General features: G+C 68.4%; 22 protein-coding genes. 15 read left to right on the forward strand and 7 right to left on the reverse strand.

The annotated features are described in order from the left end of the window. The 3 genes from NM2_RS28025 to NM2_RS28035 form a co-directional block, all read left to right on the forward strand. Positions 1 to 1,153: geranylgeranyl reductase family protein (locus NM2_RS28025; RefSeq protein ID WP_067674599.1), on the forward strand; the 1,153-nt coding region annotated here is incomplete at its 5' end. A 22-nt stretch (positions 1,154 to 1,175) separates the two neighbouring features. After that, positions 1,176 to 1,601, forward strand: coding sequence for a helix-turn-helix domain-containing protein (locus NM2_RS28030; RefSeq protein WP_067674601.1), 426 nt, complete (start codon positions 1,176 to 1,178; stop codon positions 1,599 to 1,601). Positions 1,602 to 1,655: 54 nt separating this feature from the next. Beyond that, complete coding sequence (locus NM2_RS28035; protein WP_067674604.1) at positions 1,656 to 2,105, forward strand: VOC family protein; 450 nt, start codon at positions 1,656 to 1,658, stop codon at positions 2,103 to 2,105. Between the two features lie 63 nt (positions 2,106 to 2,168). Here the strand turns inward: NM2_RS28035 and NM2_RS28040 are convergent, their stop codons facing one another. After that, on the reverse strand, positions 2,169 to 2,675 hold the full coding sequence (locus tag NM2_RS28040; RefSeq protein ID WP_067674609.1) for a DUF2505 domain-containing protein: 507 nt from the start codon (positions 2,673 to 2,675) through the stop codon (positions 2,169 to 2,171). Positions 2,676 to 2,715: 40 nt separating this feature from the next. Here NM2_RS28040 and NM2_RS28045 point away from each other — a divergent pair, with 40 nt between their 5' ends. From NM2_RS28045 to NM2_RS28060, 4 genes are all read left to right on the forward strand, one after another. After that, positions 2,716 to 3,192 (forward strand): DUF3592 domain-containing protein, encoded by a 477-nt coding sequence (locus NM2_RS28045; RefSeq protein WP_067674611.1) that lies wholly within the window; start codon positions 2,716 to 2,718, stop codon positions 3,190 to 3,192. Positions 3,193 to 3,275: 83 nt separating this feature from the next. Then, the gene (locus tag NM2_RS28050) at positions 3,276 to 4,418 is read left to right on the forward strand and encodes a glycosyltransferase family 4 protein (RefSeq protein WP_084531632.1); all 1,143 of its coding nucleotides are present in this window, start codon (positions 3,276 to 3,278) and stop codon (positions 4,416 to 4,418) included. 157 nt (positions 4,419 to 4,575) lie between these two features. Continuing rightward, positions 4,576 to 5,280 carry a demethylmenaquinone methyltransferase gene (locus tag NM2_RS28055; RefSeq protein WP_067674613.1) on the forward strand — a complete coding sequence of 235 codons (705 nt, stop codon included), beginning with the start codon at positions 4,576 to 4,578 and terminating at the stop codon, positions 5,278 to 5,280. Between the two features lie 138 nt (positions 5,281 to 5,418). Further along, positions 5,419 to 9,588, forward strand: a complete 4,170-nt coding sequence (locus tag NM2_RS28060) for a bifunctional nitrate reductase/sulfite reductase flavoprotein subunit alpha (protein WP_067674617.1) — start codon at positions 5,419 to 5,421, stop codon at positions 9,586 to 9,588. Positions 9,589 to 9,753: 165 nt separating this feature from the next. Here NM2_RS28060 and NM2_RS28065 read toward each other — a convergent pair whose 3' ends face one another. Then, positions 9,754 to 10,788, reverse strand: a complete 1,035-nt coding sequence (locus NM2_RS28065) for an aldo/keto reductase (protein ID WP_067674620.1) — start codon at positions 10,786 to 10,788, stop codon at positions 9,754 to 9,756. 83 nt (positions 10,789 to 10,871) lie between these two features. Here NM2_RS28065 and NM2_RS28070 point away from each other — a divergent pair, with 83 nt between their 5' ends. Continuing rightward, on the forward strand, positions 10,872 to 11,483 hold the full coding sequence (locus tag NM2_RS28070) for a TetR/AcrR family transcriptional regulator (protein WP_067674624.1): 612 nt from the start codon (positions 10,872 to 10,874) through the stop codon (positions 11,481 to 11,483). 233 nt (positions 11,484 to 11,716) lie between these two features. Here NM2_RS28070 and NM2_RS28075 read toward each other — a convergent pair whose 3' ends face one another. After that, positions 11,717 to 12,298: a TIGR03086 family metal-binding protein gene (locus NM2_RS28075; protein WP_067674626.1), complete on the reverse strand. Its 582-nt coding sequence runs from the start codon at positions 12,296 to 12,298 to the stop codon at positions 11,717 to 11,719. 161 nt (positions 12,299 to 12,459) lie between these two features. Between NM2_RS28075 and NM2_RS28080 the strand changes: the two genes are divergently transcribed. Beyond that, positions 12,460 to 12,693 (forward strand): DUF8836 family protein, encoded by a 234-nt coding sequence (locus NM2_RS28080; protein WP_067674629.1) that lies wholly within the window; start codon positions 12,460 to 12,462, stop codon positions 12,691 to 12,693. A gap of 137 nt (positions 12,694 to 12,830) precedes the next feature. Continuing rightward, positions 12,831 to 13,040: an Rv3202a family protein gene (locus tag NM2_RS28085; RefSeq protein ID WP_067674631.1), complete on the forward strand. Its 210-nt coding sequence runs from the start codon at positions 12,831 to 12,833 to the stop codon at positions 13,038 to 13,040. Between the two features lie 273 nt (positions 13,041 to 13,313). Here NM2_RS28085 and menD read toward each other — a convergent pair whose 3' ends face one another. The 4 genes from menD to NM2_RS28105 form a co-directional block, all read right to left on the reverse strand. Further along, the gene (menD, locus tag NM2_RS28090; RefSeq protein WP_067674633.1) at positions 13,314 to 14,939 is read right to left on the reverse strand and encodes a 2-succinyl-5-enolpyruvyl-6-hydroxy-3-cyclohexene-1-carboxylic-acid synthase; all 1,626 of its coding nucleotides are present in this window, start codon (positions 14,937 to 14,939) and stop codon (positions 13,314 to 13,316) included. 109 nt (positions 14,940 to 15,048) lie between these two features. Next, positions 15,049 to 15,495 (reverse strand): DUF6918 family protein, encoded by a 447-nt coding sequence (locus NM2_RS28095; protein ID WP_067674635.1) that lies wholly within the window; start codon positions 15,493 to 15,495, stop codon positions 15,049 to 15,051. 86 nt (positions 15,496 to 15,581) lie between these two features. After that, positions 15,582 to 16,238, reverse strand: a complete 657-nt coding sequence (locus NM2_RS28100; RefSeq protein ID WP_067674638.1) for a PaaI family thioesterase — start codon at positions 16,236 to 16,238, stop codon at positions 15,582 to 15,584. A gap of 96 nt (positions 16,239 to 16,334) precedes the next feature. Then, positions 16,335 to 17,249 (reverse strand): 1,4-dihydroxy-2-naphthoyl-CoA synthase, encoded by a 915-nt coding sequence (locus NM2_RS28105; RefSeq protein ID WP_067674769.1) that lies wholly within the window; start codon positions 17,247 to 17,249, stop codon positions 16,335 to 16,337. Positions 17,250 to 17,493: 244 nt separating this feature from the next. On the opposite strand from NM2_RS28105, the gene NM2_RS28110 reads away from it, so the two are divergent. The 5 genes from NM2_RS28110 (at position 17,494) to NM2_RS28130 (ending at position 22,113) form a co-directional block, all read left to right on the forward strand. Beyond that, the gene (locus NM2_RS28110) at positions 17,494 to 17,889 is read left to right on the forward strand and encodes a VOC family protein (RefSeq protein ID WP_067674641.1); all 396 of its coding nucleotides are present in this window, start codon (positions 17,494 to 17,496) and stop codon (positions 17,887 to 17,889) included. Between the two features lie 104 nt (positions 17,890 to 17,993). Next, positions 17,994 to 19,331, forward strand: a complete 1,338-nt coding sequence (locus NM2_RS28115) for an inorganic phosphate transporter (RefSeq protein WP_084531633.1) — start codon at positions 17,994 to 17,996, stop codon at positions 19,329 to 19,331. After that, entirely contained in the window at positions 19,328 to 19,792 is a 465-nt protein-coding gene (locus NM2_RS53080; RefSeq protein WP_369690340.1) for a DUF3349 domain-containing protein, read from the forward strand. Before NM2_RS28115 ends, NM2_RS53080 begins: the two co-directional genes overlap by 4 nt. 80 nt (positions 19,793 to 19,872) lie before the next feature. Continuing rightward, positions 19,873 to 21,030, forward strand: a complete 1,158-nt coding sequence (gene menE, locus NM2_RS28125; protein ID WP_067674644.1) for an o-succinylbenzoate--CoA ligase — start codon at positions 19,873 to 19,875, stop codon at positions 21,028 to 21,030. Positions 21,031 to 21,102: 72 nt separating this feature from the next. Continuing rightward, positions 21,103 to 22,113: an ATP-binding cassette domain-containing protein gene (locus tag NM2_RS28130; protein ID WP_067674647.1), complete on the forward strand. Its 1,011-nt coding sequence runs from the start codon at positions 21,103 to 21,105 to the stop codon at positions 22,111 to 22,113. Positions 22,114 to 22,141: the final 28 nt, after the last annotated feature.

The raw sequence follows: 22,141 nt of genomic DNA on the forward strand, positions 1-22,141 counted from the left end.
CGCCGGGCGCGACGTGCTGCTCACCGATGCCGCGGTCTTCCCGCGCGACAAGACCTGCGGCGACGGGCTGACCCCGCGCGCCACCGCGGAGATGGAACATCTGGGACTGGGTGAATGGATGCGGGCGCATACGGTCAACCGCGGCCTGCGGATGGGCGGATTCGGCCGCGAGGCGGTGCTGCCGTGGCCGGGCGGGTCGTTCCCCACCTACGGAAGTGCCGTCCCCCGGCTCGAACTCGACGAGAAGCTGCGCGAAACCGCCGTCAAGGGGGGTGCACAGATGGTCGACGGGACGCGGGTGGTCGAGGTCGCGCGCGAGGGCGACCGGGTCACCGGCGTCACCGTGCGCACCGAGGCGGGGACGCACGAAATCACCTGCCGGACATTGATCGTCGCCGACGGCGTCCGCTCGCCGGTGGGCAAGCTGCTCGGCCGGACCTGGCATCGCCGTTTCGCCTACGGCGTGGCCGCGCGCGCGTACATCCGTTCCGCGCGTAGCGATGACGAATGGATCACCTCGCATCTGGAGTTGCGCGACGCGCAGGACACTCTGGTGCCCGGGTACGGCTGGGTGTTCCCGCTGGGCAACGGCGAGGTGAACATCGGCGTCGGCTCGCTGGCCACCGAACGTCGCCCGTCCCATATCGCGTTGAAACCGCTTCTGCAGCACTATATTTCGCTGCGCAGGGAGGAATGGCAGTTCGACGGCGACGCGCGCGCGGTCGCCTCGGCGCTGCTGCCGATGGGCGGCGCGGTCTCCGGGGTGAGCGGGCGCAACTGGGCGCTGGTGGGCGATGCGGCGGGCTGCGTCAATCCGTTGAACGGCGAGGGTATCGATTACGGCCTCGAGGGCGGGCATCTGCTGGCCGGACTGCTCGACGAACCGGATCTGACCACGCTGTGGCCGGATCTGCTGCGCGCCCGCTACGGCCGCACGTTCTCCGTCGCGCGCCGGATCGCGGCCCTGGCCACCCACCCGCGCATGGTGCCGACCGGCGGTCCGCCGATGATGCGCTCGAAGTTGTTGCAGCAGACCGCAGTCCGGGTGATGGGCAATCTGGTGACCGAGGAGGACGCCGACCTCACCGCCCGGCTGTGGCGCACCGCGGGCCGCGCGTCCATGCGCTTCGACGACCTGACCCCGTTCAGCTGATCACGAGGGTGAGCAGGACGGTATGGCCGATACCCCGCCCCGACCGGTCCCCGAGGGCCTGCTCCCCCACCTGCGCCGAGCGCGCGATCTGGCCGACCGCCACTATGCCGAACCGCTGGACCTGGACGGTCTGGCCGCCGCGGCCGGGGTCTCGAAATACCATTTCCTGCGCTGTTTCGCCGCGACCTACGGCAAGACCCCGGCGCTGTACCTGACCGAACGCCGGATCGAACGCGCCCAGGATCTGCTGCGTGCGACCAACGTCACCGTCACCGAGGTGTGCATGCTCGTGGGCTACACCAGTCTGGGCTCGTTCAGCCGCAAATTCACCGACCTGGTCGGCATGTCCCCCTCGGCCTACCAGGCGAAATTCGCCGCCGAGGGCGCACCCCACATCCCGGGCTGCTACATCTTCATGCACGGCCTGTCGGACCGGAAACGCCCCTGAAACCGAGCAATTTCGGAGAAGCGATCCGAGCGTCGGACCCCATAGCCTTATGACATGACAACCATCACCAATGTGTCACTGGTCACCGTGCACGTGACCGATCAGACCGCGGCGAAGAACTGGTACATCGAGAAGCTGGGCTTCGTGGAGGTGACCGATATAACCATGGGGGACAACGGTTTCCGCTGGGTTTCCATCGCGCATCCGGATCATCGGGAGCTGGAGATCACCCTGATGGTGCCGGGACCTCCGTTGGCCGAGGACGTCGCCGAGGCGATTCGGCGGGCGCTGGCCAACGGCACCAACGGCGGACTCGGGCTGCGGACCGACGACTGCCACAAGGCATACGAGGAATTGACCGCCAAGGGCGTGGAATTCGTTCAGCCGCCCTCGGACCGGCCGTACGGCGTCGAGGCGATCATCCGCGACAACTCCGGCAACTGGCTGGTCCTGGTCGAGCCGAGGGAGTTCGACGGCGGCGATTTCGGGCCGGGCGCGCAATAGCGGGCACTCCCGGTTCCTTGCATGCGAGCACCCGGAATCGGCTCGCATGCAAGGTTTTCCAGCTCAGGATTCGCCCTTGGAGGCAAACCAGTAATCGATGAACTTGGATTCGCTCTCGACGACGCGACGCTGCAACTGTTCGGCCAGCGGCTCGATCGCGCCGCCGACCAGCGGCACCTTCACCGCCACCGTACCGGCGACCACGACCTCCGAACCCGTTGCGGCGGGACGCATTTCGTAGGTGCCGGACATCTTGGTGGTGATGCCCTGCGATGTGCCGGAGAACACACCCCGGGCGGTGTCGCCGTCGAGCGGGCCCCAGTTGTCGGTGCGCGCGACCACGAGATCGTTCTTGAGCACCTTGCGAACGAGCGCCGGAATCCTTTCCGGGCGTACCTTTTCGGTCATGTGCACGCGGATGGTGCCGGGACCGTCGTCGTGGGACAGGTCCAGGGTGGCCGTCTCCGCGCCCTCGAAACGGTCCTGCCACAACTCGTCGCTGGTGATCGCCCGGTGAAGCTCCTCGACCGGGACGCTGTATGACACGGTGAAGCTGAATTTTCGGGACATGGGCGCACACGCTATCGGAGCGATGCAATAGCCTGAAGTCGTGTCGGAGAACAGTCAGCCCGCACATCGGCGTACGCGGCGTCTGCGACGGATTCGAATCGGTGTGCTCATCGCCGCGACGGCGATCAGCGCGCTGGCGGTCCTGCTGGTGCTGGCGGCCTGGCGCGACGACATGCTGATCGCCTCGGACAAGGGCGTGGCCAGCGCCGAAGTGCTCTCGGCGGGACGGCTGCGTTCCGCGGTGACGTTCGTCACTCCCGATGGCGTCACCCGCAATCCACGCCTGGGCGTGCTGTACCCGACCAAGCTGACCGCCGGGGAACGCATCAACGTCGAGTACAGCCTGTCCGATCCGGAACTCGTGCGGGTCGCGGGCCGCGACGCGCGGGTGGCGATCGTGCCCGCGTTGTCGGTGATCGTGGTGGTGTGGCTGATCGCGCTGCCGACAGTGTGGCTGCTGCGGCGGCTGCGGCGGCGCGAGCCGCTGGAGAGTGTCGAAGTCGCCCGATCGGCCTGATGAACGTAGATGTTCGCCGGAACTTCGCATAGGCGTCATATGGTCGTGGCGGCTTCGCGTCGCCGCTCGAGCACACTCGAAGTGTGCGTGTAGCGATCGTTTCGGAGTCGTTCCTGCCGAATATGAACGGCGTCGTCAACTCCGTGCTGCAGGTGCTCGGGCATCTGGAGCGGCACGGTCACGACGCGCTGATCATCGCGCCGGACACCCCGCGCGGACAGCCGCCCGCGCCGCACTCCTACGGCCGGTTCCCGGTGGTGCGGGTGCCCGCGGTGATGGTGCCGAAGATCAGTTCGCTGCCGGTCGGGCTGCCGCAGCCGGGAATCACCGCGGCGATCGAGGAATTCGACGCCGATATCGTGCATCTGGCCTCGCCGTTCCTGCTCGGGGCGGGCGGGATGTCGGCCGCGCTGCGGCTGGATCTGCCCGCGGTGGCGGTGTATCAGACCGATGTCGCCGGATTCGCCCAGAGCTATGGGCTCGGCCCGGCCCGGCGGGCGGCGTGGGCGTGGACACGGCGCATCCACCAACGCGCCGCCCGCACCCTCGCCCCCTCCTCGGCGGCAGCGGAAGACCTTGTCCAGCACGGGATTCCGCGTGTACACCGGTGGGCGCGCGGGGTGGACATCGCGCGATTCACCCCCTCGGCGCGCTCGGCGGAGCTGCGCGAGGCGTGGTCGGCCGACCAGCGTCTGGTGGTCGGCTTCGTGGGGCGGCTGGCCCCGGAGAAGCATGTGGAGCGTCTGGCGGTGCTGGACGGCGATCCGGAGATTCAGCTGGTCATCGTGGGTGACGGGCCCGATCGCAAGCGTCTGGCCGAGCTGATGCCCTCGGCGATCTTCACCGGTGAGCTGGGCGGCGACGAGTTGGGCCGGGCCTACGCGAGCCTGGATGTGATGGTGCACGCCGGTGAGCACGAGACGTTCTGCCAGGGCGTGCAGGAGGCGCTGGCGAGCGGTCTGCCGGTCGTCGGTCCCGATGCGGGCGGCCCGCGCGATCTGATCTCCCACTGCCGCAACGGATATCTCCTCCCGGTGGATCGTTTCAGCGAACTGCTGCCCAGCGCCGTCGGGGCCCTGCAGGATCCCGCGCACCGCGCCCGATTCGCCGCCGCCGCACGCAAATCCGTCCTGCACCGCACCTGGCCCGCCATCTGCACCGAGCTGATGGGGCATTACGCGGACGTGCTCGGGGCGAGTAGCGACGACATCTGCCGCAGCGCGTAGGAATTCCCGGCCCGGTCGTGTCCGCCATGGTCGTCGCCCCGAAGCTGGGCATCGGCTGCAAGATCACTTCGGAGTCGCCAGGATCCGGATCCGCCGCCGTCGGTGGTGAACCGGCCCGGCTCGGCCCCGCGCGCGGATCACGCTAGGGTCTGCAGACGTGGCGAAAACAGAGTCGTTCCGTGCCTCGCTGGACAAGCAACCGCATGAGGTCGCGTCGATGTTCGACGGGGTCGCGAAGCGGTACGACCTGACCAACACCGTGATCTCCGCGGGTCAGGACAGGTATTGGCGCTGGGCGACCCGCAAGGCGCTGGCGCTGCGGCCCGGCGAGCGGGTACTGGATCTGGCGGCCGGGACCGGGGTTTCCACCCTGGAGTTCAGCAAGTCCGGGGCCTGGTGCGTAGCGGCGGATTTCTCCCGGGGCATGTTGGACGCGGGTCGCTTCCGCGAGGTGCCGATGGTCGCCGCGGACGGCACCCGGCTGCCCTTCGCCGACGATTCGTTCGACGCGGTCACCATTTCCTATGGGCTGCGCAACTTCTCGGATCCGGACCTGGCGATGCGCGAGATGCTGCGCGTCACCAAACCCGGCGGACGCCTGGTGATCGCGGAGTTCTCCACGCCGGTGTTCGGCCCGTTCCGCACCGTGTACATGGAATACCTGATGCGGGCCCTGCCCGTCGTGGCGCGCGCGGTCAGCAGCAATCCGGACGCCTACGTCTACCTCGCCGAATCCATTCGCGCCTGGCCCAATCAGCGCCAGCTCGCACTCCGGATGGCCGATGCGGGTTGGTCTTCGGTGAAGTGGCGTAACCTGACCGGCGGCATCGTCGCCCTGCATCGCGGTTACAAACTGGGCTAGTACAAACTGGGCTAGAAACACACCCCTCGGTGATGTCGATCACTCCTCACAAGATCGACTCGGGGCTGTGCGGACCTTTGTCACCCGCCGATAACGTCCGGTAAATCCGGCGCAATCGCCGGTGGCGATCATCGAGGCATGCCCCCTCCACCCTCCAGTCCGGCGAACGTCGACACCACCTGTTCGTACTGCGGCGTGGGGTGCGGGATCACGGTCGAGACCAGCGTGGACGAGTCCGGCGCGCCCGTGATCGCGGCCGTGCGCGGTAACAAACTGCACCCGGTCAACGCCGGACGACTGTGCACGAAGGGGGCCACCCACGCCGAGATGATGCGCGCGCCCGGCCGGATGACCACGGCCCTGCGCCGCGCCGAACGCGGGCACGAACCGTCTCCGATCGCCGTGGACGATGCGGTCCGCGAGGTGGCCGGGCGGCTGCGGGCCATTCTGGGCACGCACGGGCCCGATGCGATCGCGCTGTACGTCTCGGGGCAGATGTCCCTGGAAGCGCAATACCTCGCCACCAAACTGGCCAAGGGATATCTGCGCACCGTGCACATCGAATCGAATTCGCGGCTGTGCATGGCCAGCGCGGGCACCGGATACAAACAATCGCTCGGCGCGGACGGGCCGCCGGGATCCTACGACGACATCGACCATGCCGATCTGTTCCTGGTGATCGGCTCGAATATGGCGGACTGCCATCCGATTCTGTATCTGCGCCTTGCCGATCGCCGCAAGAGCGCCGGGGCAAAACTCATCGTCGTCGATCCGCGTCGCACCGAAACCGCCCGCAACGCGGACCTTTTCCTGCAGATCGCGCCCGGCACCGATCTCGCACTGCTCAATGGCCTGCTGTATCTGCTGGTCGAAAACGGTGACATAGACACCGATTTCATAACCGCGCACACCGAGGGTTGGCCGGCGATGGATGAATTCCTCGCCGACTATCCTCCGGACCGGGTCGCGGAGATCACCGGCCTGTCGCAAGCCGATATCCGCACTGCCGCACGGTGGATCGGCGAGGCGGGCGAATGGATGTCGCTGTGGACGATGGGCCTGAACCAGTCCACGCACGGCACCTGGAACACCAACGCGCTGTGCAATCTGCATCTGGCCACCGGCGCGATCTGCCGCACCGGCAGCGGCCCGTTCTCGCTGACCGGACAGCCGAATGCCATGGGCGGCAGGGAAATGGGCTACATGGGCCCGGGACTGCCGGGTCAGCGCAGTGTGCTGTCCGAAGCAGATCGCACATTCGTCGAGACCGCCTGGGGTCTCGAGCCGGGGACGATTCGAGCCGAATCCGGGCCGGGCACCATCGAGATGTTCCGGGAACTGGCCAACGGGAAGATCCGGGCGTGCTGGATCATCTGCAGTAATCCCGTTGCGTCGGTGGCGAATCGGAAGACGGTCATCTCCGGGCTGGAATCGGCCGAACTGGTCGTCACGAGCGACGTCTACGCGGAGACCGCCACCAACGCCTATGCCGACCTGCTGTTACCCGCGGCGCTGTGGGCCGAGGCAGACGGGGTGATGGTCAATTCCGAACGCACCGTGAGCCTGTTGCAGCGGTCGATCGATCCGGTGGGTGACGCGCGCCCGGATTGGCTGCTGATCGCGCAGGTGGCCACGGCGATGGGATTCGAGGGATTCGAATTCGATTCCAGTGCGGAGGTTTTCCAGGAGATTCGGCAGTTCGCCAATCCGGCGACCGGATACGACCTGCGCGGGGTCTCCTACGAGGAGCTGCGGTCCGGTCCGCTGCAGTGGCCGTGTCCGGATCCGGCGCAGCGGCGCAACCCGATTCGATATCGCAACGACGGGGTGAGCCAGCATCTGTTCACCGACGAATCGGGGAACACGCCCGAGCTGGCCTTCGCGACGCCGAGCCGGCGCGCGGTGTTCTGGCCGCGGCCGCATATGGAACCCCGCGAAATGCCCGACGACGACTATCCTTTCGTGCTCAACACCGGTCGCCTGCCGCATCAGTGGCACACCATGACCAAGACCGGCAAGGTCGCCAAGCTGACCAAGCTGAACGGCAAACCCTTCGTCGAGGTGCATCCCGAGGACGCCGAGCGACTGGGCGTGCGACCGGAGGATCAGCTCGAGATCAACTCTCGCCGTGGGCGTGCCGTGCTGCCGGTGCGGATCAGCGACCGGGTGCGGCCGGGTGATTGCTTCGCGCCGTTCCACTGGAACGACGAACAGGGTGAATATCTGACGGTGAACGCGGTCACCAATGACGCGGTGGACGATGCGTCGCTGCAGCCGGAGTTCAAGGCGTGCGCGGTATCCCTGCGCCGCATCGCGGCCGAACCCGCCGCACCTGCGCAAGCGCCGCCGGTCGCCACGCCCGAGACGTCGGGGAGTGGGCATCCCCTGGCCCGAATGCTCGGATTGGACACCGCCGCCGCGCCGACGCTGAGCGACACCGAGCGGATCTACCTGGGTGGCTATCTGGCGGCATTGGAATCCCTTCCGGTGCGGGGCCAACCGGTGCTGCCCGAGTCCGCGCCCCTGGCGCGCAGCAGTCGGCTGTGGATCGACGGATTGCTGGCGGGGATGTACTCGCGCGCGACGGGTCCTGCGACCGCCGAGGCGGAACCGGCTGCGGCCGAGGCCGAATCGCATGTGGTCACCGTGCTGTGGGCTTCGCAGACCGGGACCGCCGAGGAGTTCGCCGCCGAGGCCGCCCAGCGGTTGTCCGAATCCGGTTGCGCGCCGAGGTTGCTGGAGATGAATTCCTGCGAGCCGGCCGATCTGAGCGGTGACGTCCTGGTCATCACGAGCACGTTCGGCGACGGCGGTCCGCCGGACAATGCCGCGGATTTCTGGGACCTGATGTCCGGCAGCGCAATTCGTCTCAACGAGCTGCGCTATGCCGTGTTCGCGATCGGCGATTCCTCCTACGACGACTTCTGCGGTCACGGACGCAAACTCGACGAGTTGTTCGCGAAATCCGGTGCCACCAGATTGCTTCCACGCGTGGACAGCGAGCCCGACCACGCCGAACTCTCGACGCGGTGGCTCGAGGACGTGCTCGGGGTGCTGGGTCCGGGCGAATCGGGCGGTTCGCGGCCGGCCGGAGGGGCACGCGGAGATTCGGCGTCATCCCGCACCGACCGCGTCGGAGTGCCGAGTCCCGCTCGCACCCAGCACGTTCCGAAGACGCGTCCGGCTGCCCCGGCGTTCACCCGCAACGCCCCCATCCCCGCACCGCTCGTGCGCAACGAGCTGCTCTCCCGGCCCGGCTCGCCGAAGGAGGTGCGGCAGTTCGGATTCGACCTGCGCGATCGTGACGCGACCTACGAGGTCGGCGACTCCCTCGGCGTCTGGCCCACCAACGACCAGACATTGGTCACGGAATGGCTCGAGGCGACCGGACTCGACCCACGGCACCCGACCGAGATCGACGATCGCGAAGTCCCGCTCGAACAGGCACTACGCACCCATTACGACATCACCCGGGTCAGCAACGACCTGCTGAATTTCCTCGCGGCGCACAACCCGAGCCCGCAGTTGGCCAAACTCCTGCGCCGCGACAACCGCACCGAACTCGACGGCTATCTGTGGGACAAACAGATCGTGGACGTGCTGCGCGACTTCCAGGTCCGCGCCGATCCGGTGGACTGGCTGACAACCCTGAAAAAGCTTCAGCCACGGCAGTATTCGATCTCCTCGAGTCCGCTGGTCGATCCGCACGAGGTGCAGCTGACCGTCGGCGTGGTGCGCTACGGCGATCCGGCCGCACCGCGCGGCGGCGTCTGCTCGACCTTCCTGGCCGACCGCGGCGCGGATGCGCGGATTCCGATATTCCTGCAGCGCGCGCCGCATTTCCGCCCGCCGCTGGACCCGAACGCGCCGATGATCATGATCGGCCCCGGCACCGGTATCGCACCCTTCCGCGGCTTTCTGCACGAGCGTCGCGCGCTGGGCTGTCGCGGGCGCAACTGGCTGCTGTTCGGCGACCAGCACGCCGCGGACAACTTCTACTACCGCACCGAACTGGAGGACATGTTCCGCGACGGCTTCCTCACCCGACTGGACCTGGCCTTCTCCCGCGACCAACGCGAACGCGTCTACGTCCAGCACCGCATGCTCGAACACGGCGCGGAACTGTGGTCCTGGCTGCGTTCGGGTGCCCACATCTACGTCTGCGGTGATGCCAGTCGCATGGCCCGCGACGTGGACCAGACCCTGCTCACCATCGCCCAGATCCACGGGAACATGACGCCCGAAGCCGCCACCGCGTACAAGAAACAGCTCACGGCCGAGAAGCGCTACGTCCGCGACGTCTACTGACCGGCCGGCGAATCGAGCCCGGCCCCGGGCATCGGCGAGTCCGATGGGCAACAGCGATGCGAGGCGAGCGACCCTCGGATACGAATTCCCCGGCCGGCACGCCATGACCGGACGCCCGCCGACGATGCGGATCCGCGGATGCCGACCGACTACGGGAATGTGGCTCTACACGGCGGGCGGATTCAGCCGGGCGAAGTCCGGGAGGCGATAGTAGGGGTAGTACGGGTACGCGGGGGTGCGCGCGCTGACCTTGTCCAGCCGGGCGATCTGGTCGGCGTCGAGTTGCCAGTCCACCGCGCCCAGGTTCTGGCGCAGCTGTTCCTCGGTGCGCGCGCCGATGATCACCGTCGAGACGGTGGGCCGGGACAGCAGCCAGTTCAGCGCGATCTGCGGGACGGTGCGGCCGGTTTCGGCGGCCAGATCGTCCAGGACGTCGACCACCGCGTAGAGCAGCTCGTCGTCCACGGGTGGACCGGCTTCGGCGGTCTTGTGCAGTCGGCTGCCCTCGGGAAGTGGTTGTCCGCGACGGATTTTCCCGGTCAGCCGACCCCAGCCCAGTGGACTCCAGACCACCGCGCCGACGCCCTGATCCAGGCCCAGCGGCATCAGCTCCCACTCGTAGTCGCGGCCGACCAGCGAGTAGTACACCTGATGCGCGACATACCGGACGTGGCCGTTCCGGTCGGCCGCCGCAAGGGATTTCATCAGCTGCCAACCGGCGAAATTGGAGGCGCCGACGTACCGGATCTTGCCGCCGCGCACCAGATCGTCCAGTGCGGCGAGCACTTCCTCGACCGGGGTGCCCGCGTCGAAGGCATGCAGCTGGAACAGGTCGAGGTACTCGGTGCCCAGCCGCCGCAGCGCGCCCTCCACCGCGGCGATCAACCGGGAGCGGCCCGAACCGGCCTCGTGCGGCCCCGGCCCGGTGGGTAGCGATGCCTTGGTGGACAACAGCACTCGATCCCGTCGACCGTGAATCGCCTCGCCCAGAACCTGTTCCGACGCGCCGTCGGAGTACACGTCCGCGGTGTCGAACATCGTGACGCCCGCGTCCAGGGCGACGTCGACCATCCGGCGGGCCTGCCGGGCGTCGGTGTCACCCCACGCGCCGAACAGCTCACCGCGCCCGCCGAAGGTTCCCGCACCGAAACTCAGCGCGGGAACCGTCAGCCCCGAAGCACCCAACCGCCGATACTCCATGATCCGCTCCTAACGGGACAGTAGTTTCATTAACAATTCGAACGTTACACTCATTCGATCGCTAACGGAACTGGAGGACCGTTATGACTCAGGACACGGCCACCCCGGGCTCGGTACGTCCGGGCGGCCGCACCGCCCGCGTCCGCGAGGCGGTCCTGCGGGCTGCCGGTGACCTGCTGGCCGAGCGGGGTTTCGCACACCTGGACCCGGCCGAGGTCGCCGCCCGCGCGGGCGTCGGCAAGACCACCGTCTACCGACGCTGGCGCACCCCCGCGGGCCTGGTCGCCGACCTGCTCACCGAGATGGCCGAAACGTCGCTCCCGCATGCCGACACCGGATCCCTGCGCGAGGATCTACTCGCCAACGCCCGCCTGGTCGCCCGCACCCTCAACGAGCCCCGCCAGGGAAAACTCTTCGCCTCCCTGATCGCCGCCGCGACCTCCGACCCCACCACCGCCACAGCCCTGCGCCACTTCTACGACACCCGCCTCACCGAATGGTCCCCCTGCATCGCCGCGGCGGTGGCCCGCGGCGAAATCCCTCCCGAAACCGACCCCCGCGCAGTCCTTTCCGCCGTCTCCGCCCCTCTCTACTACCGCCTCCTCACCACCGGCGACCCCATCGACGACCACACCGCAACCGCCGCCGCCGAATCCGCAGCACTCGCCGCCCGCTCCGGGCTCTTCATCCGCTGACCCCTCAGCCGAGCCCGACCGGCCGAGCGCCGCAACACATTACGAATACCCACACCCTTCCGCGGATGACGAGGCAGCAGCAGATCAGGCCGACTGCGAACAGAACGCTTCCGGCTCGCGCTCCATGTTCTGAACCACTCGGGTGCAGCGCGGCTTCCCATTCCAGGCAGGGTGCTGATCGCAGACGGTGTGCAGCCCTGCTTCCCATTCCAGGGCTTCGCGATCGAGCGGTCCTATCGACAGGCCAGAGCAGGATCGCGGCCGGTCAGAGCGATCACCCGGTCCAGGAGCGAAGCTTCCGGTGCGACCGGGACTCGGGGGCCGAACAGGCCCGGGACGCCCTCAGCGGGGATTTCGGCGAGCATTTCCAGCAGGGTCACCAGGTCCTGTTCGGTGGGGGCGAAGGGCTGGCCGGTGGCGTGGGCGAGGTCCCAGCCGTGCACGATCACCTCGTCGAGGGCGAAGCAGGCCATCTGCGGGGCCGGGCCGGTCGCGCCGCCCACCTCCGTGTCGCCCGCCCAGGCGGCGGGGTCGCGCCATGCGACGACCAGTGCTTTCAACTGTGCCGGAACGCGGGAACGCCAGTCCGGCGGGAGAGTTTGCGGTGCGGCCTGCGAGGGCGGCACCGACGTGCCGATGCCCTCCTTGGTGGCGCCGCGGCGGAACCCCTCGGTGAAACCGAGGACGTGCTGCACCATCTCGCCGACCGTCATGGCGGTGGGCGTCGGGGCGGTGAGCTGATCGTCGGCGATACCGGCGACCACCTGCTCCAGCAGCGTCGCGGCATTCTCCAGATCGAACATCGGTGTGGTCATGGCTCTCCTCGCGTGCGGCGGCCCGGACGCGCCGAGCCCTCACCGATGCAGACGGACCCCATCCGATGGATTCATCGGTGCGCGTGCGGATGTATGTGCGGCACCATCCCGCAACGCACTCGTTAGCGACGGAATGCAGAGGTGGCGAGGACAATTGGGGGATGAAGGGTGATCGTGTGGAGATCGTCGTCGATATCGGCGGCGGTTCGCGGAACTACGAGGTGGCCGCCACCCGAGCGGGCCGCCGGGTCGAGGTGCGGATCGCACGCGGCGTGGTCGAGGTCAGCGAGGTGACCCGGACCGGAGTGCCGGTGCGGACCGCGCGCTTCATGGCCGGACGGACGCTGGCGCTCGTCGAATACCCGGCCGAGGCCGGACCGCTGCCCGGGGAATGACAAGCCTCCCGACCAGCGGAAATCCATCCCCACGGGGGCACATCGGAGCACCGAAAGGTTGCCAGCCCCTCCAGAACGGAGGATTCTCGACAGTAGCCCAGTACCGGGCGACCGCCCACGACGGAAAGGAGCACCCGATGACCGACCCCATCGCCGCCATCGACACCGTTCCCGAAGCCGATCGCGCGGAACAGTCCGTCCCGGCCTACCTCGAAGACGACGAGTTCGAACCCGAATTCCCCACGGCCGCAGCCGATCGCGAGGCCACCGAGGCCGACGTCATCGAGCAGACCATCGAGGTCCCGCTCGACGACGACTACGCCGAGAATTCCGACGACGAGTACTGACCGATCCGCCGTTTCCACATACGGCCGATCGAACCGCGCACACCTGTCGACGAGCCCGACGGCCCGCCGATCGATGCGGCGCGCCTACCCATCGATCCCACACGGCGGTGCGTGAATTACGCGGACCGGAACACTCGGTCGCGCCGAATCCCGCGTCCGGCCGCCGATCGAACCGCGCGCCTACCCATCGATCCCGCACGACGGTGTGCGACCTCACGCGGACCGGAACACTCGGTCACGCCGCGTTCCGCGTCCGACGACCGAACCGCGCGCCTACCCGCCGATCCCCGCGCGCACGGTCGCGTGCAGCTCACGAAGGCTCGACCGCTCGGTGGCGACCTCGAGCACCCGCATACCGTGCGCGTGCCGGGTCAACTCGACCGCGAGTTCGGCCGTATCGACCTGGCGATGCGGAACACGGTAGGCCGCGCACATGGCCGCCAGGTCCATACCGTGCGGTGTGCCGAAGACCCGCTCGAAAACCCCGGCGTACTGCGGGTCGCCCTGTTCGAGCAGTTCGAATATGCCGCCGCCGTCGTCGTTGGCGACCACGATGGTCAGATCTTCCGGCCGGGGTTCACCGGGGCCGATGAGCAGACCCGACGCATCGTGCAGGAAGGTCAGATCGCCGATCAGCGCGATGGTGCGGCCGGGGTGACTCAGGGCCGCGCCGACCGCGGTCGACACCGTGCCGTCGATGCCCGCGACGCCGCGATTGGACAGCACGGTGACCCCGGGCCGCGGATGTGAGACCAACGCCGCGTCGCGCACCGGATTCGACGCGCCCAGTAGCAGATGATCGCCCTCACACAGCGCATCCATCACGACCGCGGCAACATGCAGGCCGGTCGGTTTGGGATGCCGGTCCAACTCGTCGCGCACGACGCCGGAAGCCTTGGCGTTCAGGGTGCGACAGCGTTCGAGCCATTCCGGATCGGGCGCGCCGCGCGTGACCGCGCGAGTTCCGGTGCCGATCACATTGCCCGACACGTCGGGCCAGCGCGGGCCCGTGGTCAACGCGAATACCGCGACCTCGGGATCGGCGAGCACCCGGGACACCTGCCGATGCAGGGTCGGCCGCCCGGTGATGATCGCCTGACGCGGCTTCAACAGCGGCAACACCAGCGGATGCAGGGCCGGACCATGCCGCGGGGCGGTCGGCTCGGCGACGGTCGGCAGATCGGCAAGTTCGGGCCGCAGGCCCGCGCCGTGCCCGGAGATGACCACGGTGTCCGGGGTCAGATCGAGTTCCAGCGGAACGTCGAGTGTCGCGTATTGTGTTGCGGTCCAAGCAGATCCGTCGGGACGTCCGGCCGGAACGATCTCGCCCGGCGCGAGATCGGGGACCAGCGGCTCCCGCAGCGGAATATCGAGCTGCACCGGTCCGGCATTGCCCGAGCGGGTCCCGCGCGCGGCGGCCAGCACCCGGCACACGGCCGCCCGCCAGACGCTGTTCTGCTGCCGGTAGCCGTCCTCCTCCTCGGCCAGCCCGAGACTGTTCGACAGCCGCACCTGCGAGCCGAACAAGCCGAACTGCTCGACGGTCTGATTGGCCCCGCTGCCGAGCATCTCGTAGGGGCGATTGGCGCTGAGCACGATCAGCGGCTGCCGCGCGTAATTGGCCTCCAGCACCGCGGGCCCCAGATTGGCCACCGCGGTTCCCGAGGTCATCACCACCGGCACGGGACGGCCGCTGGCCACGGCCAGGCCGATCGCCAGGAATCCGGCGGTTCGTTCGTCGATGCGCATGTGCAGCCGCAGGCGTCCCGCCGCGTCGGCGGACTCCAGGGCGAAAGCCAGGGGCGCATTGCGCGAGCCGGGGCACAGTACGACGTCGCGGACGCCGCCACGTGCCAATTCGTCGACGACGACCTGGGCTTGCGCTGTCGAAGGATTCACACCCCCCAGCCTGTCAGACTGTTCCCAGCAGCGGTGCGTGGACCCGCTCACACTCGCCAGGGAGGAGCCTTCGGGCCGCGCGGAGCGGACACCGAAGGCTGTACGCCGATCAGCCAGCGTGACGCTGAACCAGGTCACCGACCCGAGGCAGCGCCTCGGCGACATTCTTCTTCGCCGAGGACCGCAGCGAGGAGTAGACCTTCTGCAGTGCCGGACGCGAGGAGCTCTCGGCCCGCGCGTCGGTCACCGACAGCAGCGCCTCGGCGACCTCGTCCTGCTTGGCGACGAGCAGATCAGCGAAGCTGCCGCCGCCGTTGCCCTGGAATTCGGCCCAGTACGGCTCGAGCTTCTCGACGAACTTGGGCGCGAACGATTCCAGCGCATCCGCGACGATCGACGGGCTGACCTTCTTCACCGCGGCGTATCCGCCCTTGACGGCGAGGCCCGAGGCGCCACCCTTATCCGACACCTCTGCGTCCAGCACCTCTTTGGCGTCAGCCAGGAAGGCCGGGCGCTTGGCGTCGTCGAGCAGGGATTCAGACAGTGCTGCAACCACTTTCAGGTTCCTCCGGATTGATTTTCAATGAGCGAGCGCACGCAACTATACGCACCGGACGTTCCAGGCACACTGTCCTGCACCAACTATGGCTGCCAAGGCAGCAATTGCACCATCAGCCCTTCACATTCCGCTAGCAAGGTATCGGATTCGTCGCGCAACCGCGCGCTGACGAAACTCTTGCGTCCCTCGACCCGATCCACCGTGCCCTCGACCTTCAGCGGCGTGTGCAGCGGCGTGATCTTGCGGTACTCGACGTGCAGAAACGCGGTGCGGCTGATCGGCCGTCCGGCGTAGTGCACGAGTGCGCCGAACAGATCGTCGAACAGCAGCGGCAGCACGCCGCCGTGCGCGGCGCCGTTGCCGCCGAGGTGGAAGCGGCGGAATTCGCCGCGCATCGACACCCCGGTCGGCCCCGCCTCGACGATCTCCCACGGCGGCATCAGCAGGCTGCCGCGCCCGGGCAGTTTGCTGACCCGCCCGGCCGGACCCTGTAGTTCCGGTGCGCGATACGGCTCGAGCAGATCGTTGAGCTGACGCACCCGTTCCAAAGCCTCGCCGAACACCTCGTCCGGACAGTCCGCCGAGACCGCGAGATCCTGCAGCGTGCGCATGGCGGCCACGAACGGCGCGAAGTTCGGCCCCGGCTCGGCCTCGGCGACCTTGGGAAATCCGCCGTGCTCGGTGTACTTGCTCGCATCGATCGCGCTCCGATCGATCACGGGCTCGGCGCGTTTGCTCATCTTTGAACGGTAGCTCGCTTTCTTACACCGTCCAATCCAACGGGCCGGTAGGTGACACATCAGACAGAACGGCGATCGATGCGCTGAACTGGTACTTCAGAAATACCAGGGGTAGGGGCTCCAATCGGGTGCGCGCTTTTCGAGGAAGGCGTCGCGGCCCTCGACGGCCTCGTCGGTCATATAGCCCAGGCGGGTGGCCTCACCCGCGAACAACTGCTGACCGACCAGGCCGTCGTCGGTGAGATTGAACGCGTATTTCAGCATCCGCTGAGCCTGCGGGGACTTGCCGAGAATCTGCGCGGTCCACTCCAACGCCTCGTCCTCGAGCCGATCGTGATCGACCACCGCGTTGACCGCGCCCATGTGATGCATCTCCTCGGCGGTGTACGGGCGGCCGAGGAAGAAGATCTCCCGTGCGAACTTCTGACCCACCATCTTCGCCAGATACGCGCTCCCGTACCCGGCGTCGAAACTGCCCACGTCCGCGTCGGTCTGCTTGAACCGGGCGTGCTCCCGGCTGGCCAGGGTCAGATCGCACACCACGTGCAAACTGTGCCCGCCACCCGCGGCCCACCCGTTCACCAGCGCGATCACCACCTTCGGCATGAACCGGATCAGCCGCTGCACCTCCAGAATGTGCAACCGGCCCGCCCGCGCCTTGTCCACGGTCTCCGCGGTCTCCCCCGACGCGTACTGATATCCGCTACGACCCCGGATCCGCTGATCGCCACCCGAGCAGAACGCCCAGCCGCCGTCCTTGGGACTCGGCCCGTTCCCGGTCAGCAGCACCGCGCCCACATCGGAGGTCATCCGCGCGTGATCCAGCGCCCGATACAACTCGTCCACGGTGTGCGGCCGGAACGCGTTGCGCACCTCGGGCCGGTCGAACGCCACCCGCACGGTTCCCTGCTCGATATGCCGGTGATACGTGATGTCGGTCAGATCCTCGAACCCCTCCACGGGCTCCCACAGCTTCGCATTGAACACATCGCCATCTTGCCCCCGCGGCACCGCGCGCCGGGCCGCACCCGCCGACACGCCCGTCCTCGGGTGTGTCCCGAACAAGCCGACGCGAATACGCCGCTGCGGTGAGTGCGGTAGCGGCACAGCCGAACCGGTATGAGCCGGGCAGGCACGAAAGCCGCTCGGGCGGGCGCGAAATCGGATGACACCCGCACCCCGCTTCTGCGGTGGAGCCCTCGCGGCCGGAGCGAAATACGGGTCGCGCCGGGGACGTCGCCTTTACGCTCGACGGGTGGACATACTGAGCAGTCGGGTCATTCTGCGGCCGGTGGATTACGAGCGGACGGTGGCGTTCTATCGAGACGGGCTGGAGTTGGCGGTTGCACGGGAGTATCCGGGCGGGACGGTGTTCTTCGCGGGACAGACGCTGATCGAGGTGGCCGGGCATGCACGGGCGGCGGATGCGCGGACCGGGTTCGCCGGGGCGCTGTGGTTGCAGGTGCGCGATGCGGACGAGACGGCCGCCGCGCTGGCCGCGCGGGGCATCGCGCTCGATCGCGAGCCGGTGCGGGAACCTTGGGGATTGATCGAGATGTGGTTGCGCGATCCCGACGACGTGCCGATCGCGCTCGTCGAGGTACCCGCGGATCACCCACTGCGACGCGACAGCCGGGCGCGCAAGGACTGATCTCCAGCGAATATCCAGCTGCCAGAAGCGACAACGTTCGCGAAGACGTTCGATTTCGCGGAACGCACTGGTCGGTTTCACCCCCCGTAGCGCACACTGGGTGCGTGTCCGCCGAACTGATCGTTCTGCTCATAGTCATCGTCACCGCTCTGGTTTTCGACTTCACCAATGGTTTTCACGACACCGCCAATGCGATGGCCACCTCCATCGCCACCGGCGCGCTGGGGCCGCGGACCGCGGTCGTACTGTCCGGAAGCCTGAATCTGGTCGGCGCGTTCCTGAGCGTCGAGGTCGCCGCGACGGTCGCCGAGGGCATCGTCCGGCTGGATCAGGTCGGTGGTCGTGACCTTCTCGCAATCGTTTTCGCGGGCCTGGTCGGCGGCATCCTGTGGAATCTGCTGACCTGGCTGCTCGGCCTGCCGTCGAGTTCCTCGCACGCCCTGTTCGGCGGGCTCATCGGCGCGACCGTGATCGCGCTGGGCTGGCACGGGGTGATCTGGGTGTCCGGCCGGCAGGGCGTGCTGACCAAGATCGTGATCCCGGCGGTGCTCTCGCCGGTGGTGGCCGCGCTGGTCGCGACGATCGGGACCTGGCTGGTATACCGCGTCACCCGGCGCAGCGACCCCGACCGGGTGAATCGCGGATTCCGTTGGGGCCAGATCGGTTCGGCCTCACTGGTGTCGCTGGCGCACGGCACCAACGACGCGCAGAAGACGATGGGCATCATCTTCCTGGCCCTGATCGCCTACGGCTCGCGCACGACATCGGACGCGCTGCCGCTGTGGGTGGTCGCGGCCTGCGCGGTGGCCATCGCGGCCGGGACTTCGGTGGGCGGCTGGCGGATCATCCGCACCCTCGGCAAGGGACTGGTGGACATCAGCGCACCGCAGGGCCTGGCCGCCGAATCCGCCAGTGCGGCAATCATTCTCACCTCCGCACAGTTCGGCCTCCCGCTCTCGACCACCCAGACGGTGACCGGTGCGATCCTGGGCACCGGACTGGGACGTCCGGGGGCCGAGGTGCGCTGGGGCGTACTGGGCCGGATGGTGGTGGCCTGGCTGCTCACCCTGCCGCTGGCCGGTGTGACCGGAGCGGTCTGCTGGGCGCTGGCCCACGGCATCGGCGGACTGCCCGGCGTCGGCGTGGTGTTCGCGCTGCTGATCGTGCTCTCGGGCTGCATCTACCTGCGCTCGCGCCGCCATCCGGTGCACGCGGACAACGTCAACGAACAGTGGGCCGCCCCGCCCGCCGAAACCGACCCGGCAATCGCGAACACCGGCGCGGCGGACGCCGACATCGATGCGAGCACCGGCTCGGCAACCGTTGGCGCGAATGCGCCAAACCCGAACACCGGCTCGACGACCACGGACACCGACCCGGACGATGACATCAGCCCGGCGCCCGCCCGGACGGCCACGACCCGCGGAAAGGACGTTCCGTGACCACTGACCCGCAACCGCCGCGTGAGCCGGAAGAACGACAGAACCCGACGCCGCTGAACTCGGCCTCGCCGGACACGGAGCCGCAGAACCCGGCCCCGCCGACCCCGCGATCGCAGGAACCCGGTCCACCGCCCGTCCAACCGGAATCCCCCGAGGCCGCGAGATCGCTCCTGCAGAAGGTTCTGGGCTGGTTGCGTGCGGGTTATCCACAGGGCATCCCGCAATCGGACTACGTCGCGCTGCTCGCGGTGCTGCATCGGCGGCTCACCGATTACGAGGTCCACCTCGTCGTGGACGAGCTGGTCCGCGAACGCGCCGCGAACGACGAGATCGCCCGGCACGAGATCGAGGATGCGATCGGCCGAGTTGCCAAAGAGCTGCCGGGCGAGGACGATATCGCACGAGTGACCTCCCGGCTCACCGCCGGTGGCTGGCCGCTGGCGACACCGACGTCCGAATGACCCCTCGACCCCTGAGTTAACCGAAGGGAGGCGAGGACCCGTAAACGGGTCGTCGGCCCCGACATGACACGATCGCGAACGTGAGCACTCTGCGGACCCTCCCCATGCCAACCGGAGCCGCGGTGGGTGATGTCCTACCGCATCTACGCGACGCCCTGGCGGGCAGCGGTCCGGCCTGGCTGCCGGTACCCGGCGGCGACCGGCGGGAGACGACCCGGCTGTCCAGCGCCCTGAGCCCGGGTGCACCCATCGATGACGACGTCGCCCTGGTGGTGACCACGTCCGGCACCACCGGCGTGCCCAAGGGCGCCATGCTGACCTCGGCCGCACTGCGCGCCAGCGGCGAGGCCACCCACGAACGGCTGGGCGGACCGGGCCAGTGGCTGCTGGCGCTGCCCACCCATCACATCGCCGGACTGCAGGTGCTCATGCGCGCCATCCAGGCCGGAACCGAACCGGCCGTCCTGGACGTCTCGGGCGGATTCCTGACCGACGGCCTGACCAGCGCGATCTCCGGGATGAGGGGCGAACGCCGGTACACCTCCCTGGTCCCGACCCAGCTCATCAAGGCCCTGGACGATCCGGAATGCGCGGCGGCCCTGGCCACCCTGGACGCGATCCTGGTCGGCGGCGCGGCGACCCCGCGTCCCGTGCTCGAACGCGCCCGGGCCGCGGGAATCAACGTCGTGCGCACCTACGGTTCGAGTGAGACCTGCGGCGGCTGCGTCTACGACGGGGTGCCGCTGACCGGCACCACGGTCCGCATCGAGGACGGGCGCGTGCTGCTGGGCGGCGCGATGCTCGCCAAGGGCTATCGCGGCATCCCGGATCATCCCGCCTTCGCCGAACCCGGCTGGTTCCGCACCGACGACGCCGGCACGTTCACCGACGGCGTGCTCACCATCACCGGACGCCTCGACGAGGCCATCACCACCGGTGGACTGCTGGTGATCCCGCAGGTCGTCGAGGCCGTGCTGGCCGACCATCCGGCCATCGCGGAATGCGTGATCCTGGGCCTGCCGGACGAGCGCCTGGGCCAGCGCGTGGCCCTGGTGGTGGTCCCGGCGCCGGGTGCGACGCCGACGCTGGAGGAGTTCCGCGAGTTCGTGACCGCCGAACTCGACGCGACCGCCGCACCGCGCGAGCTGGCCGTGGTGGAGGAGATCCCGATGCGCGGGCCGGGCAAACCGAACCGCGCGGTCCTGCGCGAACGCCTGTTCAGCCGAACCGTGCACTGATCACCGCCCGCTTGCACGCGTCCGCAATACCGACGCAAGAGGTATGCAAGACCGGGCCCGCACAGTTACGGCATGACTTCCTACGCACCTGCTGAAGCACTCGCCATCGAGGCGGACGGGCTGGTCAAGGTCTTCGGGGAACAGCGTGCCGTCGACGGCGTGAGCCTGGCGGTGCCGCAAGGTGCCGTGTACGGCGTGCTGGGCCCCAACGGAGCCGGTAAGACCACCACCATCCGCATGCTCGCCACCCTGCTGCGCCCGGACGGGGGCAGCGCCCGGATCTTCGGCCACGACGTGGTCGCCGAGCCGACCGCGGTCCGCTCGCTGATCGGCGTCACCGGACAGTACGCCTCGGTGGACGAAAAGCTCAGCGCCACAGAGAATCTGATCATCTTCTCCCGGCTGCTCGGGCTGAGCCGGGCCGACGCGCGACGTCGCTCGGCCGATCTGCTCGAGGAGTTCGGGCTGACCGAGGCGGCGAACAAGCCCCTGGAGAATTTCTCCGGCGGTATGCGCCGCCGGCTCGATCTGGCCGCGAGCCTGATCTCGACCCCGCCGCTGCTGTTCCTCGACGAACCCACCACCGGCCTGGATCCGCGCACCCGCGCGCAGATGTGGGAGACCATCCGGCGGCTGGTCCGCGAGGGCGCGACCGTCCTGCTGACCACCCAGTATCTGGACGAGGCCGATCAGCTGGCCGACCGGATCGCGGTCATCGACCACGGCAAGGTGATCGCCGACGGCACCTCCGACGAACTCAAGGGTTCGGTCGGCACCTCGGCGCTGCAGATCACCCTGGCCGATCCCGCGCGAATCGAGCAGGCCCGCACCCTGATCGGCGAATTCCTCTCGAACGCGGCCGGAAAGCTGGTCGATGCCAGCATCACCCCCGAGGCGGGGCGCGTCACCGCACCGCTGAACGACCCGAGCGTCACCGCGGATCTGCTGATCCGCCTGCGGGACAACGATATCCGGGTCGACGAGATCACCGTGAGCAAGCCGAGCCTGGACGAGGTGTTCTTCGCCCTGACCGGCCACGCCGCCGAATCCGACACCACCGACGCCGAAGAGAGCGCAGCTTAACGGTTCCCCCGCCTGAAGGCCGGAGATT

It is taken from the genome of Nocardia miyunensis NBRC 108239 (assembly GCF_001613065.1).
In the GTDB taxonomy this organism is placed as follows: Bacteria; Actinomycetota; Actinomycetes; order Mycobacteriales; family Mycobacteriaceae; genus Nocardia; species Nocardia miyunensis.

Bases quoted from the DNA above. Each gene is read 5' to 3' on its own strand.
- NM2_RS28065 (WP_067674620.1), bottom strand. From the start codon at position 10,788: ATGGAGTATCGGCGGTTGGGTGCTTCGGGGCTGACGGTTCCCGCGCTG.
- NM2_RS28075 (WP_067674626.1), bottom strand. From the start codon at position 12,298: ATGACCACACCGATGTTCGATCTGGAGAATGCCGCGACGCTGCTGGAG.
- NM2_RS28030 (WP_067674601.1), top strand. From the start codon at position 1,176: ATGGCCGATACCCCGCCCCGACCGGTCCCCGAGGGCCTGCTCCCCCAC.
- NM2_RS28035 (WP_067674604.1), top strand. From the start codon at position 1,656: ATGACAACCATCACCAATGTGTCACTGGTCACCGTGCACGTGACCGAT.
- NM2_RS28040 (WP_067674609.1), bottom strand. From the start codon at position 2,675: ATGTCCCGAAAATTCAGCTTCACCGTGTCATACAGCGTCCCGGTCGAG.
- NM2_RS28130 (WP_067674647.1), top strand. From the start codon at position 21,103: ATGACTTCCTACGCACCTGCTGAAGCACTCGCCATCGAGGCGGACGGG.
- NM2_RS28085 (WP_067674631.1), top strand. From the start codon at position 12,831: ATGACCGACCCCATCGCCGCCATCGACACCGTTCCCGAAGCCGATCGC.
- NM2_RS28100 (WP_067674638.1), bottom strand. From the start codon at position 16,238: ATGAGCAAACGCGCCGAGCCCGTGATCGATCGGAGCGCGATCGATGCG.
- NM2_RS28080 (WP_067674629.1), top strand. From the start codon at position 12,460: ATGAAGGGTGATCGTGTGGAGATCGTCGTCGATATCGGCGGCGGTTCG.
- NM2_RS28060 (WP_067674617.1), top strand. From the start codon at position 5,419: ATGCCCCCTCCACCCTCCAGTCCGGCGAACGTCGACACCACCTGTTCG.
- NM2_RS28070 (WP_067674624.1), top strand. From the start codon at position 10,872: ATGACTCAGGACACGGCCACCCCGGGCTCGGTACGTCCGGGCGGCCGC.